This is a genomic window from Arthrobacter tecti (assembly GCF_054511355.1).
On the sequence record NZ_JBTNCT010000015.1, the window covers coordinates 71175 to 85600 of the forward strand.

The window sequence follows — 14426 nt, forward strand, 5'->3', positions numbered from 1 at the left end:
GCGTAGTGAAATAGGCTCGACGGATGCTCATCACGGACCTTCAGCCACCTCATTACGACGACGCCGCCCGGCTCTGGGAGGCGGCCGGACTGACCCGGCCGTGGAATGACCCGAAAGCAGACCTCCTCCGCGCTGTGCAGAGCCCCTCATCCACAGTCCTGGGCGTCGTGATCAACAACGAGCTTGCCTGCACCGCAATGGTTGGCCACGACGGGCACCGCGGGTGGGTCTACTACCTCGCGGTGGCCGAGGACCGGCGGGGAGAGGGCCTCGGCAGGCTCATGATGGACGCGTGTGAACAGTGGCTGCGCCGGCAGGGCGCTGTGAAGGTGCAGCTGATGATCCGCGAGACCAACACGGAGGTGCTCAATTTCTATGAGCGCCTGGGCTACGAACGCTCCGACGTCGAGGTCCGCGCAAAGTGGCTCACGACCGATGCTTGAAATCACCGTCCGGGAAGCGACCGAAGCGGACTGGCCGGCACTTGCGGAGCTGAGGGCGAAGTGGGCCGCGGAGCAGCTCGGTGCCCGGCAGAACCACGAACGGAACGACGACGGCACCACCTTCGAGAGCGTCTTCAGTGAGTGGGCAGCGAGCAACCCGAGAATAACGTTCCTCGCCGAACGGGACGGCGCTGCGCTCGGCATGGTGAACTTCCTGGTTTTCAACCGGATGCCGAAGCCGGGCGCACCGCCGTCGTGCTGGGTCTACGTCGGTAACGCCTTTGTGCTGCCGGACGAGAGGAACCGCCGCATCGGCGGCGCCCTTATGGAATCCGCACTGGAACGGGCCAGAGCCCTCGGCGCAGTGCGCGTAGTCCTCTCCCCCAGCACGCAGTCCATTCCGTTCTACGAGCGGCTCGGCTTTACTCCTGCCACCGCCCTGATGATGCAGAACCTCTAGACTGAAGGGCCGGTCCTTCCGCCGCCCGCGATAGCTCCCGTTCGAAAGCGACACCGTGACCCAGAACCTCCTAGAGCCAGTCCTCACTCCCGATGGTTGGGAGCTGCTCAACTCGCTCGGCCCCTACTCGGAAGCGGGCAGCCTCCGGCTCAGCAGCCAACTGCGCGATGCCGGACATTCCCCGGAGGTGGTCGCGGCAGCCCTCACGCAGTCGCGGCTGCGCGCGAAAGCCCAGGCGAAGTTCGGGCCTTTCGCCGCACGCATGCTCTTCACGCCGGACGGACTCGAACAGGCCACCAGGCTCACCGTTGCTGCCCGGCACGCTCAGCGTTATGTCAGCGCCGGGATCGGAAGGGTTGCCGATCTGGGTTGCGGGATCGGGGCCGACTCCATGGCGCTGGCCACGCTCGAACGCGAGGTCACCGCCGTCGAACTCGACGAAACCACCGCCGCGGCAGCAACCATGAACCTGCTCCCCTGGTCCAACGCCAGCGTCCTCAACGCGGACGCAGCAACGGTGGACCTGTCGGAGTACGACGGCGTGTGGCTGGACCCCGCCCGCAGGACTGTGTCCAGTTCCGGCAGCAAACGCCTGTTCGATCCGGAGGCTTTCTCACCGCCGCTGTCCTTCGTCGAAGGCCTCGCCGAAACGGGCATGCCCCTCGGCGTGAAGCTTGGCCCTGCAATCCCGCACGAGTCCGTTCCTGAGAATTGTGAGGCGCAGTGGGTTTCGGTGGACGGCGACGTTGCCGAAGTGGTGTTGTGGTTCAACACCCTCCGCCGTGAGAACGTCCGCCGGGGAGCGCTGCTGATCCGTGCTGACGGCGCGGCTGAGCTCACGAGCAACACCGATTTCGGGCACGACGACGACGCGCCTTTGGGACCCGTTGAGGGGTACCTGTACGAGCCGGACGGAGCGATCATCCGCTCGGGCCTGGTGGCCGACGTCGCCCGGCAACTCGATGGGCACCTGATCGATCCGAAGATCGCCTATGTGTGTGCTCCCGGGCTGATGGAAACGCCGTTTGCACGGGCATATCGGATCCTCGAGGTTCTGCCGTACAACGTGAAGGCTCTGAAGTCCTGGGTGAAGGCGAACGGCATCGGGGTGTTGGACATCAAGAAGCGCGGAACGTCCGTCACCCCCGAGGAGCTTCGGAAGCAGCTCCTCGCCGGATCGAAGAAATCGACGAACAAGGCCACGCTGGTACTGACGAGGATCGGCGAGGACCGCATCGCCGTCGTCGTCGATCCGGTCTGAACCCGGTAAGTCCGCGCCCCTGCACTACTATTGAGCTCAGTTCTCACCCGCGATTCAAGCGATACCGAGGCACCCACTTTTCACCGTCCGGTACGGGTCAGGAGCACACCATTGAAGATTGAGTTCGCGCAGTCCGAGCAGTCGACCCTCGGCATCGAGTGGGAACTCGCTCTGGTGGACCGGTACAACGGCGATCTGGTGTCCGTTGCCAAGGAAGTGCTGCGTGGAGTCAACGAACGCCACCCCGAGCTTCAGGCGGATGAGGAACACCCGCACATCAAGCAGGAACTCCTGCTCAACACCGTGGAGATCGTGACGGGCATTTGCCATACCGTCGCAGAGGCAAAAGAGGATCTGGGCCGCTCCCTGGCCGCCGTACGTGAAGTTACCGACCCCATGGGCGTGGAGCTGTTCTCCGCCGGCTCACACCCGTTCAGCGCACCGCGGTCCCAGCCGGTGACGGACAAGGAGCGGTACGCCAAGCTGATCGACCGGACCCAGTGGTGGGGCCAGCAGATGGTGATCTACGGGGTACACGTGCACGTCGGGCTGGATTCAAGGGACAAAGCGCTTCCGGTCCTTGACGGATTGGTCAACTACTTCCCGCACTTCCAGGCACTCTCGGCATCCTCCCCGTTCTGGGGAGGAGAAGACACGGGCTACGCCTCCCAGCGCGCGCTCATGTTCCAACAGCTTCCGACGGCGGGACTCCCCTTCCAGTTCCCCTCCTGGACTGAGTATGAGGCGTACGTGCAGGATATGTTCACTACCGGCGTCATCGATACGGTGAGCGAAATCCGTTGGGATATCCGGCCGGTGGGGAACCTTGGCACCATCGAGCTACGGGTGTGCGACGGACTCTCGACCCTCGAGGAAGTCGGCGCAGTCGCGGCCCTCACCCAGTGCCTGGTGGACGATTTCTCCTCCACGCTCGACGACGGCGGTACCATCCCAACGATGCCGCCCTGGCACGTGCAGGAGAACAAGTGGCGGGCCGCGCGCTACGGTCTGGATGCGATCATCATCCTTGACGCCGCAGGCAACGAGCGGCTGGTCACCGAACATCTGACCGAGGAACTCAGCCGGCTTGAGCCCGTTGCCGCCAGGCTCGGCTGCTCGGAAGAACTCGCCGACGTTGAGAAGATCCTGCAGCGCGGAGCCGGGTACCAGCGTCAGCGCCGAGTGGCCGAGGAAAACAACGGTGACCTTGGCGCCGTAGTGCTGGATATGGTGCGCCAGCTCCGCGCCTGATCAGGCGTTCACGCCTGCCCGCCACCCGGCGTCCCGCCCCATCCGTGCCAGCAGCCTGGTCTCCCGGTCGGCGTCCTCCGGAGCGGACAGGGCGGGCTTGCAGATCCCCTCCATGTACAGGTGCTCGCCGAAACCGTCCAGCGATTCTTCAATCAGGTCCAGTTCCGGGTCGGAGAAATGGGTTTCCTGGCCTGCGCCACGCGCGATGTCCCATCGGTGGACCAGCAGATCGAATCCGTAGAACCTCGCAAGGGTTGCCCCGACCGTCGTCGGCCCGAAGAAGCCGTCGAAGGATGTCTCCGCCAGATCCGCCGTGTCCATAACGTTCTGCACCTTCGAAGAGTGGTATTTCCATGCGCCTAACGGATCCTCAGCGGTATCCGGCCGTGCGCCAATCTCGATATTGTGCTGGTTCAGGAAGTCGCGCTGCGTGTCGATCAGATGGTCGAGAACATCACGCACTGTCCAGGCGGTGCAGGGTGAACCGGCGTTCCAGTCCTCGATGGTGTCCAGGATCTCCGTTAGCCGTGCGTCCTCTGTCCGAAACAGTTCCGAGTAGGTAGTCATGGCATCACAGTAGCCATTCCATCCAGCTGCCGTATTGATAAAATCCGACAGGTGGCAGCGCAGACGGATCTGATCAGCCGGGGACAACTCCAGGACCCGAGCCTTCCCGCGCCGCAACTGTTCCGGTACGCACCCGATGCGGAGTCCGCCCACATCATCCGGCACTTCTGGATTCCCGTCTGGGACTTTCCCGACGGCGTCAGCTCGCACCAGAAGGTACTTCAGTACCCGAGCACGCTGTTGGTCATTGCACCGGATTACGCCATCGCCAAGGGACCCGAGCTGGCCCTCTCGCACAAAGTGCTGGGCGGTAGTTCGTGGGCGTTCGGCGTCCTCTTCCAGGCCGCCGCCGGGTACCGGCTGCACGGCGCCCGGCTGGCCGAGCTGGTCAACGGGGAAATACCCCTCCCCGGGGTTGCCCCGGGCATGACCGGGTTGATCCGCAGGGTTCGGGCCGAGATGGGGGCCGCGCCGTCGTCGTCCGCTGTCCACGCACGGTGCATGGCGCTAGCCGCCGAGGCGCTCCGCCCGATGTGCGGGCCGCTGGATCCGGAGGAGGCGCTCATCAACGCCATCGCAGACCATGTGGAGACGACGCCGTCACTCACGCGGGTCGACAAACTCGCCGTGCACGCCGGGCTGGATGAGCGGGCGCTGCAGCGCCTGACCCGGAAACGCCTCGGCCTGAGTCCCAAATGGCTCATCCAGCGCCGCCGGTTGCAGGAGGCGGGCGTCCGGCTGGCCGCAGGCGGCTGCACGGTCAGCCAGGTGGCCTCCGACCTCGGCTACGCCGACCAGGCGCACTTCACGCGGGACTTCGCGCAGGTGATCGGCATGACTCCGGGCGAGTACCTGCGGATGAACAACCCCTAGCAGGCTAAAGGTGGACGGCGCTCACCGGCTGTGATGAATCGGTGCCGAACCGGATCCCGCTTGGTTCGCCGCCGTCCATGATGATCCGGGCGGCAAGCGCCGCCACCATCGCTCCGTTATCGGTACACAACGACGACGGCGGGATGGTCAGCGTGATTCCGGCAGCTTCGCAACGCTCCCGGGTCAGCTGACGCAGCCGCGAGTTCGATGCCACTCCCCCACCGAGCAGCAGCGAAGTAATGCCGTGCTCAGCGCAGGCGAGCACCGCCTTCGCTGTTATGACGTCGACGACGGCCTCCTGGAATGATGCGGCGATGTCGGCTACCGGCACCGTCACTCCGCGCGCCTCGCAATCCTCGACGTAGCGGGCGACGGCGGTTTTCAACCCGCTGAAGGACCAGTCGTAACGGTGTGGACCGGGGGCTTCCGGCGTACCCAGGTATTTCGGTTGGGTGAGTCCGCGGGGGAATCGAATGGCTTTCGGGTCGCCGTCGAGAGCCATCCTGTCAATCACCGGACCACCCGGATAGCCGAGGCCGAGGATACGGGCAACCTTGTCGTAGGCCTCACCCGCGGCGTCGTCGATCGTTGAACCCAGAAGCTCGACGTCGGCGGCCAGGTTCCGGACGCGAAGAATCTCCGTGTGTCCGCCCGAGACCAACAGGGCGCCAAGATTCTCCGGCAACTCTCCGGCGTCGAGCAGGCCAACACCGACGTGGGCAACCAGGTGGTTCACCGCGAACAGGGGCTTGCCGGTTGCCACAGCCAGCGCCTTGGCAGCAGCGACCCCGACCATCAGCGCACCCGAGAGCCCGGGACCGGAAGTCACCGCAATGGCGTCCACCTCATCAAGCGTCACCGAGGCGTCCTTGAGCGCCTGCTGGAGGGTGGGCACCATCGCGTCCAGGTGGGCACGCGAAGCGATCTCCGGGATCACGCCGCCGAAACGCACGTGCTCATCCATCGAGGACGAAACGGCGTTGGTCAGCAAGGTGGCGCCACGGACAATACCCACACCGGTCTCGTCACAGGACGATTCAATACCCAGGACCAGCGGCTCAGCGCGGTTCATGCGCCGCCTCCTTGCTCTCCTCGAAGATCAGGCGCATGACGCAGGCGCTGACGCCGTCACGGTAGTAACCCCGCCGGGTGTGGATATGTTCAAAGCCGAACCGTTCGTACATCCTGCGGGCTCGCGGATTGTCCTCGCGGACTTCGAGCAGTGTCTCCCTGGCGCCACGGCGACGGGCCTCGGAGAGCATTTCGGTCAGCATCGCGGTGCCGATTCCCTGCCCCTCGAACCCGGGCAGCACGCCGATGGTCTGGATGTCCGCCGTGGTATCCACCACCATGACGCCGCAATAGCCCACCACCGCGCCGTCCACCTCGACCACCAAGTACTGCCTGGTGCCGGTCTGCGCAAACTCATCGAAGAACAGTTCAAGCGGCCAGGCGTCCACCGGGAAGAGCTTCTGCTCGAGTGTGCCGACGTGCGGAATGTCTTCCAGCCGCATTGAACGCAACGTAAAAGTCACTTACAGCGCCTTCTTCCGGGGGCCGGGAACCTTGGCATCGGATTCACGCAGGTAGAGCGGCGTCGTGTCGCGGAGCGCAACGCCGTCGGACAGCGTCCGGTACGCAACTGCCGCGAGCGCCCCCGGGTCCGGCGTGAGTTCCGCTGCGTGCACCGGGCCCGCCAACCGGTCCGCATACATTCCCGCGCCACGCCCATACACGGATACATCGGGCACGGTTTCGGCGCGGCCGACATGCGGTCCGTCCAGGAGCTCCGGCAAGGGCGAAGCCGCACGGTAGCGTGCCCAGTACACTTCCTTGCGGCGGGCGTCGGTTGCCACCGCGAATTCGCCCTCCGCATGACCCGCGTCCAGCGCAACAGCATCGAGGCTCATCACGCCGGAGAGCGGAACATCCCAGACGAACGCGAGCATCCGCGCGGTCGCGATGCCTGCCCGCAGGCCGGTGAAAGGTCCCGGTCCGACGCCGACAACCAGCGCATCGAGCTCCGTTCCGATCACGCCCGCACCGGTAAGCAATTCCTGCACGGCAGGCGCCAGGACCTCCGCATGTGAACGTGTGTCCGTTGACGCGAAGCGCATCAGAACCTCCCCGTCACGTGTGACGGCCGCGCTTGCCGCAGCCGACGTGTCGATTGCAAGGATCAGCATGGGGTCAAGGCCCCCAGTTGCGCGCCGGCCCAGCGCGGACCGTAGGCGTCGATGCGCACGTGGCGAGGTTCGTCGTCGTCGTTCTCTGTTACCTGGGCGTCCGGCGCGACGACGTCCCCGCCTTGTTGGGCCGGCGGCGCCAGAGAAGGGCGGACCAGCGTGACGACGAGCCGGCTCTCGGCAAGGTGCTCCACCCTGCGGGCTCCCCATTCGACCACCGTGACGGCTTCATCGAGGGTGGATTCGAGGTCCAGGTCGTCTATCTCGGCATCCGATTCCAGGCGGTAGGCGTCCACGTGCACCAGCGCCGGACCGCCCGTCAGCGACGGATGGTTGCGCACCAGCACGAAGGTCGGGGAGATGATCCCTTCACGGACTGCCAGGCCGCGGCCCAGGCCCTGAGTGAAGGTTGTCTTCCCGGCGCCGAGTTCGCCGGTGAGGATCAGTAAGTCCCCGGCGGCAAGCCGGCTCCCCAGCGACGCAGCAGCGGATTGCAGTTCTTCGACGGAGGACACAGAAAACTCCTGCGACCAGACCGGATCGCTCACGAATCAACCTCCGTGTCGACGTACCGGCGAACCACGCGGGGGCTGATGCGGGTAACGATCTCGTAATTGATGGAGCCGCACGCACGGGCCCATTCGTCCACGGTGGGTGTGCCGTTGCCGTCCCCGAAGAGCACCACCTCGTGGCCCAGCAGGCTGGCGTCCGTGCCGGCGATCCCCGTTGCCTCGAAGTCGATGACGAACTGATCCATGGCAATCCGTCCGACCACAGGGTAGCGCCGGCCGTCAACGCTGACCGGGGCTCCGGTGGCGACGCGGGGAACGCCGTCGCCGTAGCCGACAGGGATCAGGCCGAGTGTTGTGCGTTTCTCGGTCCGGTAGGACAACCCGTAGGAGACGCCATGTCCGGCGGGGACTTCCTTGCAGTTGGCGACGGTGGTCCGGAAGGTCATCGCCGGCCGGAGTCCTAGTTCCAGCGAGCTCTGCCCCTCGAACGGCGAGAGCCCGTACATACCAAGGCCCACGCGCACCAGGTCGAAGTGGCTGTCCGGCCGGGAGAGCGTCCCCGGCGTGTTGGCGAGGTGGCGGACCTCGAGGTCGACGCCGGCGTCCTCGGCTACGGCGACGGCGTCCCGGAAGCGTTCAATCTGTTCGTCGGTTTCCTCGCGGTCAGGCTCATCCGCTACGGCCAGATGGGAGAACACACCGACCACCCGCAGGAGCCCGTCCTCCTGGTGTTCCAGCGCTTCACCGAGCAGGGTTTCCCAGTGCTCAGGCGGGCACCCGTTCCGCCCCAGACCGGTATCGATCTTGAGGTGTACGCGGGCGGGGCGCTCCAGACGGCGCGCTGCTGCAACCACATGTGCCAGTTCCCAGCCCGAGATGCCGAGGTCTACGCCCATTTCGATCGCCGCGGAGAAGTCGCTGGACTCGGTATGCAGCCATGCGAGGATCGGCGCCTCGATGCCGGCCTCGCGCAGCTGCGCCGCCTCGGCGATGTGCGCGACCCCAAGCCAGGTGGCACCGGCCTCCAGTGCCGCCTTAGCCACCGGGACAGCACCGTGACCGTAACCGTCCGCCTTGACGACGGCCATCACACGGGCCGGGCTGGCGATCTCGGCGATATGGCGCACGTTGTGCCGCACAGCGGCGAGGTCGATGTCCACCCGTCGTTCCGGTAGCGGGCCTCCTGAAAAACTCACAGGACCATTCTGTCAGTTATCGACGGGCGCCTAGCCTCGGGTGCGCTCATTCCGCCGTTTACGCAACCGTAAACAAGCCTGTAAACTCGATGCATGTTGCGTGTTAGTAGTGAGACCCGCGAGCGGGTGCAACGCCTTGCTCGCGAGGAGTTCGGAGGCGCCAGCGCGGATGAGACGATCCGGCGGTTACTCGCTGAGCACTGGGAGGCCGCCGCGCTCGCCGCTGTCGAGCATTACCGAGAGGACAACCCGGAGGGCTGGGCAGACTATCTTGCGGAGGCGGAGGAACTGGCTGTGGCGGATGCGCCCATCACCAATGAGTGGTCGAAGGGTTGAGCAAGCCGCCCATTCAGCCAGGCTCGGTGTGGTTTTGCGACTTTGAACCTGTACGCGGTCGCGAGCAAGGCAAGGACCGGCCGGCTCTGGTCGTTTCCTCAACCTTCCACCTGCGTCTGACCGGCGGTGCTCTGGTGTCGGTACTGCCGCTGACCTCGGCGGAACGGCCGGGTTGGCTGCACCGGATTCCAGTTGCCAACGGCAGCGGTCGGGTGATTACCGAACAGGTGCGCACCATAGCTGCCCAGCGCTTCCGACGGCCGGCGACGGAGATCGCTCTGTCTGATGACGAGCTTGCCGAAGTTCGGCGCGTGCTGGCAAGGATGCTTTTCCTCCTTGGATAGTGACGGCGAGCACCTTCTGGACGTCGGGGGTCGTGAGGTTCGGTCCGTGCGCTTGGTGGTGGGTTCGGGCATCCAGGTGTGTGTTACCAGCATGGGAGTTGGTGGCCCTCGCCCCACGAGATGGATGCATCGTGTCTCGGACGCCGATGCTAAGTATCTGGAGGAAGGCTGGCTCAATTCGACCCCTTCGATGCATTCCGGACAACAGCTGAATCGCCTTCCTTGGCGTGAAGAGGAGTATGCATACTATGTCGGTCGGGTTGTCACTGAGGCGTCGCGGTGCGACGTAGCCCTTGTTTCGCTCGTGCTTTCGGCACGAGCATTGCTGGGCCAACCGGATGGGACGATTTATGGAGCAAGCGGCGCACAACTTGCGGACGCACTCGATGATCTCGGCGCACTTAGCCCCGCTATCGCCGACATTGCGGAGCGGTACCGGGCATGGTATCGGCAGCGCAACTTCGCTTCACACGGAATCCGGGGCCGTGACGCCACTGGTCGACCTACAGGCCAGGTCTTCAAGGTCAGAAGGGGACGGAGACAGACGCCGAGGATCGCCGTAGAGATCGAGGACCAGAACTTTCGTGAGCTCGCCCTGATATGGGGAGCCTTCTACGCTCTCAATCACGATGCCTTCAGAGCAGCTATCGACATCAGTCGGCAAGGGAATCCCGAGGATGTAATGGCACGGATGTCAATGCCAAACTCGGTGAGCGCATCTGAACGACTACCGTCAGGCGCCCAATCGGCGAACCTGCCACTCTGAATTACTGCCCGACCTACTACAAATCAGCGCCATCGCCGGATCAGGAAGGCTGCAGGATGTCCGGAACCGTGGCGAGGGCACCGGTACTCCATTGACTGAGCGGCAGGTCAAATATTTATAGTGCAGACTCGGGACGGCGGCAGACGAACTGCGTCGAAGCTTCGGCGCTAAGCTACCTCTATGGAAGAGCCGGGCAGGTTCGGGAGACTAAGGCCGGGACAGGCGCTGCTGTTGTCCGCACTCCTTGCTGTCTCTGGGACATTCACCGTTGTTCTCCGTACAGTACTAACCAATGAATCGCTGCTCGTGAGCTTAGCCATAAGCTCAGGGGCTTTTATCGCCGCCATCTTCATGTTGGTTGCATGGCATATAGCCAAACGCCGAGCCGCGCGAGCAAACGTTACCCCTGATGTCGATGTCGATGTCGACCCCAGGAAGACCTTTTAGACCTGCGCCATCGATCAATTTCAGGCATCCGACTGCGTGGCTATCGTCGCCGTCGCCCGGCGCACCGCTTCCGGTGGAACGTCCGTCACAATGTGTTCAAGGAAGGCATAGCGGCGCAACCACTGTTTACGGACGCCGTCGCGGCCTGCGCTCATCCGGCGCCACCAGTCCGCGAGGTCGCCCCAACCCGGCGCTGCAAGGGAGCCACCAACTTCCTGAACGGAGAGGGACGCACACAGGTTCGCGAATGCCAGCCGGTCCGCGAGCGGCCATCCAGCGAGATCGCCGGTGACAAAAGCGGCTCCGAAACAGTCTCCGGCACCCGTAGGGTCATACGCGTTGACCGGCAGCGCCGGCACCCACTCCTCTTCCCCAGTGATTGAGTCGACGGCGATTGCACCCTGCTGCCCGATGGTCACCACCGCTACCGGCACGCGGTCGGCGAGCGCGTACAACGCAGCCCACGGATCCTGCGTGCGCGTGTAGGCCATGGCTTCGACGTCATTCGGCAGGAACGCATGAAAGTGCTCAAGCGTATCCAACGCATCACTCGACCAGGCGCCGCTGGGATCCCATCCCACGTGACCGAACAGGCGGGTCCCGTTCGCGCGGGCGGCGATCGCCCATGGCTCAACTGTCCTGCCGACGTCGACGACGGCGGCCCTGCAGCGCGGCGGGTCCTGCAGCAGTTCGGAAGCGGACAGCGGGGACGGATGCCCGTGGGTGACCATGGACCGGTCCCGGTTGACCGACAAGGATACGGTGACCGGGGAATGCCACTGCTCGAACGTTCGCGAGTGGGAGAGGTCAACGTGCTCCTGGCCCTGCAGGATGCTGCGGTTGAAAGCGCCGTAGCCGTCGTCACCGAAGGCCGCCGCCAGTGTGGTGTGCAGGCCGAGCCTGCTGGCGGCGATCGCCTGGTTGGCCACTCCGCCCGGGCAGGACCCCATGCCGTCGGCCCACACCTCGGTTCCCGGCGTCGGAAGCCCTTCCATCCCGGTGAAGATGATGTCGAAGAACACCGAACCGGTGAGCAGAAGGTCAAACTCCGGGTCTTCTCCCGTACGGGAGGACGCGAGCGGGTCGAATCGAAACTGGGTGCCCATGTACGGCACGATACTCTTAGGCCTTCCACGAAGGAGCGCACCATGAAGTTGACTGTGATCGGCGGCGGCGGGTTCCGCGTGCCGCTCGTGTACCGGGCGCTCAGCACCGGCGCTTATCGCGAACTGATCGACGACGTCGCACTCTACGACGACGACCCCTCGCGTGCTGCTGCCATCGCCCGCGTGACTGCGGACATGCCACTCCCAGCGGACGCGCGTCCGCCCCGGGTCACCGTGTCCGCGGGCCTGGAGGAAGCGCTGGCGGGCGCCGTCGTCGTTTTCGCCGCCATTCGCCCGGGTGCGGCTGGGGGCCGCGTCCTGGATGAGCGGGTGGCTATCACCCACGGCGTGCTGGGACAGGAGACGGTTGGTGCAGGAGGCCTGTCCTACGCGCTCCGGTCGGTCCCAGCGATGCTCGCTTTGGCCGAGAACGTCACCCGGGTCTGTCCTGACGCGTGGCTCATCAACTTCACAAATCCCGCGGGCATCATCACCGAGGCGCTACAGCCTCTTCTGGGCCGGCGGGTGATCGGCATCTGTGACTCCGCTTCCGGACTAGTGTGCCGGGCGGCCGCTGCAGCCGGAGGGTCCCTGCCGCTCGGCACGCTCAAAGGTGTGGACTACGTCGGCTTGAATCACCTTGGCTGGCTCCGCCGACTGGAGCACGACGGCGGCGACCTCCTGCCCGGGCTGCTCGCCGATCCCGCGCGGCTGGCAACGTTTGAGGAAGGCAGAGTGTTCGGGCCGGAACTTCTCGCGACACTGGGGGCGCTGCCGAACGAGTACCTTTTCTATTACTACTTCCACGCCGAAGCGCGCCGGGCGTTGGCATCCGCTGCCGAGACTCGCGGGGAGGTGCTCCAGCGGCAACAGGACGGGCTATATCCGCAGCTCCTGTCCGGAGACCGGCCCTATGCCCATTGGGACTCCGCCCGCCGAAAGCGAGAGGAAGGCTACCTCGCCGAGGCCCGCCCTGCAGAGGAGTCCCGAAACGAGGAGGACCTCGCCGGCGGCGGGTACGAGCAGGTGGCCCTCAATGTCATGCACGCTCTGCTGACCGGCGTTTCCACGGAGTTGATCGTCAACGTTCGCAATGGCAACGCCATCGTGGAACTACCGGCCGACGTCGTCGTCGAAGTACCCGCACGCATCGACGCCCACGGTGCAACCGCGCTGCCCGTTGCTCCGCCGAGCCTCCATCAACTCGGTCTCATGGCGCAGGTCAAAGGCGTGGAGCAGGACGTCATTGCCGCCGTCGTACACGGAGACCGGACGCTCGCTCTTCGGGCATTCGCACTGCACCCGCTGATCGACTCGGCTCACACGGCCCGTCGCCTGCTGGCGGAATACGAGGAAGCCTTCCCCGCGCGACACGGGCTGTGGCGGTAGGGCAAGCGCCGGTTTGGCTGCGCTGCCAGTCAACGGATCCGTTCCCTTGCTACGGACGGGGCCGTGTTGATGCCGCGTCGAAAGCCGGAAGGAAACGGATCCGTTGGATAGGTGCAGGGGGTTAGGCGTCGAGCGCCCTTGCCCACAGGTTGATGTCGGACTCGACAGCGAACTCGTCAATGGCGTGGAGTTCGTCATCGTTGAAGTCCAGCTTGTTGATCGCGCCCAGGCTGTCCTCGAGCTGCCTCACGCTGGACGCACCGATCAGCGCGGACGTAATCGGCGTGCCCTTGCTCTGTGGCCGGAGGATCCAGGCGATCGCCATCTGCGCGAGGGTCTGGCCACGGGATTCGGCGATGCTGTTCAGACCGCGAACCCGACGCAGGTTGTCCTCGGACAGGTGGTCTTCCGAAAGGGACTTGTTCGACGCCGCACGCGAGCCTTCAGGGATACCGCCCAGGTACTTGGTGGTCAGCAGACCCTGCGCCAGGGGTGAGAAGGCGATGGAACCCGCACCTACGGACTCCAGTACCTCCGGCAGGTTCGGCTCCCCGTTCTCGACCCACCGGTTCAACATCGAGTACGAGGGCTGGTGGATCAGCAACGGGGTTCCCAGATCCCGCAGGATGGCTGCAGCCTCGGCCGTCTTCTCGGGCGAGTAGGAAGAGATGCCCGCATAGAGCGCGCGGCCGGAGCGCACAGCGGTATCAAGTGCGCCCATAGTCTCCTCGAGCGGCGTTTCCGGGTCAGGACGGTGACTGTAGAAGATGTCGACGTAGTCCAGGCCCATCCGGGACAGCGACTGGTCCAGGCTTGCCAGCAAGTATTTGCGCGACCCGAAGTCGCCGTACGGGCCGGGCCACATGTCGTAGCCGGCCTTGCTGGAGATGACCAGTTCGTCGCGGAACGGCTTGAAGTCGTCCTTGAAATGCCTGCCGAAGTTGGTCTCAGCCGAACCGTAGGGAGGCCCGTAGTTGTTGGCGAGGTCGAAGTGCGTTACGCCCAGATCGAACGCCCGGCGCAGGATGTCCCGCTGCACGTCGAACGGCTTGTCATCGCCGAAGTTGTGCCACAGGCCCAGGGACACGGCGGGCAAGTGCAGCCCGCTCCGCCCGACCCGGCGGTACGGCATGGTGTCATAGCGGTTATCTGCAGGGTGATAAGTCATGAATCTAAGCCTATCTGCAGGGCCCCGCGCCGAGCGCCAGCGAGGAGTGGGGGGCTGATAGGCGCTATCTGCAGGGCCCCGCGCCGAGCGCCAGCGAGGAGTGGGGGGCTGATAGGCGCTA

Annotated in this window: 17 protein-coding genes; 9 read left to right on the plus strand and 8 right to left on the minus strand. The window is 65.0% G+C overall.

Annotated elements, in window-relative coordinates; all coding sequences use genetic code 11:
- Nucleotides 1–23: 23 nt before the first annotated feature.
- From ACX80C_RS15160 to ACX80C_RS15175, 4 genes are all read left to right on the plus strand, one after another.
- Nucleotides 24–443 carry a GNAT family acetyltransferase gene (locus ACX80C_RS15160; RefSeq protein WP_459327282.1) on the plus strand — a complete coding sequence of 140 codons (420 nt, stop codon included), beginning with the start codon at nucleotides 24–26 and terminating at the stop codon, nucleotides 441–443.
- Nucleotides 436–903 (plus strand): GNAT family N-acetyltransferase, encoded by a 468-nt coding sequence (locus ACX80C_RS15165; RefSeq protein ID WP_459327283.1) that lies wholly within the window; start codon nucleotides 436–438, stop codon nucleotides 901–903. Before ACX80C_RS15160 ends, ACX80C_RS15165 begins: the two co-directional genes overlap by 8 nt.
- Before the next feature lie 55 nt (nucleotides 904–958).
- Nucleotides 959–2164 carry a THUMP-like domain-containing protein gene (locus tag ACX80C_RS15170; protein ID WP_459327284.1) on the plus strand — a complete coding sequence of 402 codons (1206 nt, stop codon included), beginning with the start codon at nucleotides 959–961 and terminating at the stop codon, nucleotides 2162–2164.
- A 111-nt stretch (nucleotides 2165–2275) separates the two neighbouring features.
- The gene (locus tag ACX80C_RS15175; RefSeq protein WP_459327285.1) at nucleotides 2276–3415 is read left to right on the plus strand and encodes a glutamate--cysteine ligase; all 1140 of its coding nucleotides are present in this window, start codon (nucleotides 2276–2278) and stop codon (nucleotides 3413–3415) included.
- Here the strand turns inward: ACX80C_RS15175 and ACX80C_RS15180 are convergent, their stop codons facing one another.
- On the minus strand, nucleotides 3416–3982 hold the full coding sequence (locus ACX80C_RS15180; protein ID WP_459327286.1) for a maleylpyruvate isomerase family mycothiol-dependent enzyme: 567 nt from the start codon (nucleotides 3980–3982) through the stop codon (nucleotides 3416–3418).
- 51 nt (nucleotides 3983–4033) lie between these two features.
- Between ACX80C_RS15180 and ACX80C_RS15185 the strand changes: the two genes are divergently transcribed.
- A complete protein-coding gene (locus ACX80C_RS15185; RefSeq protein WP_459327287.1) occupies nucleotides 4034–4855 on the plus strand; it encodes a helix-turn-helix domain-containing protein in 822 nt (273 codons plus the stop codon).
- A gap of 4 nt (nucleotides 4856–4859) precedes the next feature.
- Here ACX80C_RS15185 and tsaD read toward each other — a convergent pair whose 3' ends face one another.
- The 5 genes from tsaD to alr are packed head-to-tail and all read right to left on the minus strand — an operon-like array spanning nucleotide 4860 to nucleotide 8749.
- Nucleotides 4860–5927 (minus strand): tRNA (adenosine(37)-N6)-threonylcarbamoyltransferase complex transferase subunit TsaD, encoded by a 1068-nt coding sequence (gene tsaD, locus ACX80C_RS15190; RefSeq protein WP_459327288.1) that lies wholly within the window; start codon nucleotides 5925–5927, stop codon nucleotides 4860–4862.
- Nucleotides 5914–6390 (minus strand): ribosomal protein S18-alanine N-acetyltransferase, encoded by a 477-nt coding sequence (gene rimI, locus ACX80C_RS15195; RefSeq protein WP_459327289.1) that lies wholly within the window; start codon nucleotides 6388–6390, stop codon nucleotides 5914–5916. The genes tsaD and rimI overlap by 14 nt, the downstream gene beginning before the upstream one ends.
- Nucleotides 6391–7041, minus strand: coding sequence for a tRNA (adenosine(37)-N6)-threonylcarbamoyltransferase complex dimerization subunit type 1 TsaB (gene tsaB, locus ACX80C_RS15200; protein ID WP_459327290.1), 651 nt, complete (start codon nucleotides 7039–7041; stop codon nucleotides 6391–6393). It abuts the gene before it with no gap.
- Entirely contained in the window at nucleotides 7035–7589 is a 555-nt protein-coding gene (tsaE, locus tag ACX80C_RS15205) for a tRNA (adenosine(37)-N6)-threonylcarbamoyltransferase complex ATPase subunit type 1 TsaE (RefSeq protein ID WP_459327291.1), read from the minus strand. Before tsaE ends, tsaB begins: the two co-directional genes overlap by 7 nt.
- Nucleotides 7586–8749: an alanine racemase gene (gene alr / locus ACX80C_RS15210; RefSeq protein ID WP_459327292.1), complete on the minus strand. Its 1164-nt coding sequence runs from the start codon at nucleotides 8747–8749 to the stop codon at nucleotides 7586–7588. Before alr ends, tsaE begins: the two co-directional genes overlap by 4 nt.
- Nucleotides 8750–8842: 93 nt before the next feature.
- Between alr and ACX80C_RS15215 the strand changes: the two genes are divergently transcribed.
- The 3 genes from ACX80C_RS15215 to ACX80C_RS15225 all read left to right on the plus strand — a co-directional run bounded on the left by ACX80C_RS15215 (nucleotide 8843) and on the right by ACX80C_RS15225 (nucleotide 10642).
- Complete coding sequence (locus ACX80C_RS15215; RefSeq protein ID WP_459327293.1) at nucleotides 8843–9085, plus strand: hypothetical protein; 243 nt, start codon at nucleotides 8843–8845, stop codon at nucleotides 9083–9085.
- A complete protein-coding gene (locus ACX80C_RS15220; RefSeq protein ID WP_459327294.1) occupies nucleotides 9082–9429 on the plus strand; it encodes a type II toxin-antitoxin system PemK/MazF family toxin in 348 nt (115 codons plus the stop codon). The genes ACX80C_RS15215 and ACX80C_RS15220 overlap by 4 nt, the downstream gene beginning before the upstream one ends.
- A 946-nt stretch (nucleotides 9430–10375) precedes the next feature.
- On the plus strand, nucleotides 10376–10642 hold the full coding sequence (locus tag ACX80C_RS15225; RefSeq protein ID WP_459327295.1) for a hypothetical protein: 267 nt from the start codon (nucleotides 10376–10378) through the stop codon (nucleotides 10640–10642).
- Nucleotides 10643–10662: 20 nt separating this feature from the next.
- Here ACX80C_RS15225 and ACX80C_RS15230 read toward each other — a convergent pair whose 3' ends face one another.
- Nucleotides 10663–11748, minus strand: a complete 1086-nt coding sequence (locus ACX80C_RS15230; protein ID WP_459327296.1) for a carbohydrate kinase family protein — start codon at nucleotides 11746–11748, stop codon at nucleotides 10663–10665.
- Between the two features lie 42 nt (nucleotides 11749–11790).
- On the opposite strand from ACX80C_RS15230, the gene ACX80C_RS15235 reads away from it, so the two are divergent.
- Nucleotides 11791–13137 carry a family 4 glycosyl hydrolase gene (locus ACX80C_RS15235; RefSeq protein WP_459327297.1) on the plus strand — a complete coding sequence of 449 codons (1347 nt, stop codon included), beginning with the start codon at nucleotides 11791–11793 and terminating at the stop codon, nucleotides 13135–13137.
- A 121-nt stretch (nucleotides 13138–13258) separates the two neighbouring features.
- Here ACX80C_RS15235 and mgrA read toward each other — a convergent pair whose 3' ends face one another.
- Nucleotides 13259–14305, minus strand: coding sequence for an L-glyceraldehyde 3-phosphate reductase (gene mgrA / locus ACX80C_RS15240; protein WP_459327298.1), 1047 nt, complete (start codon nucleotides 14303–14305; stop codon nucleotides 13259–13261).
- Nucleotides 14306–14426: the final 121 nt, after the last annotated feature.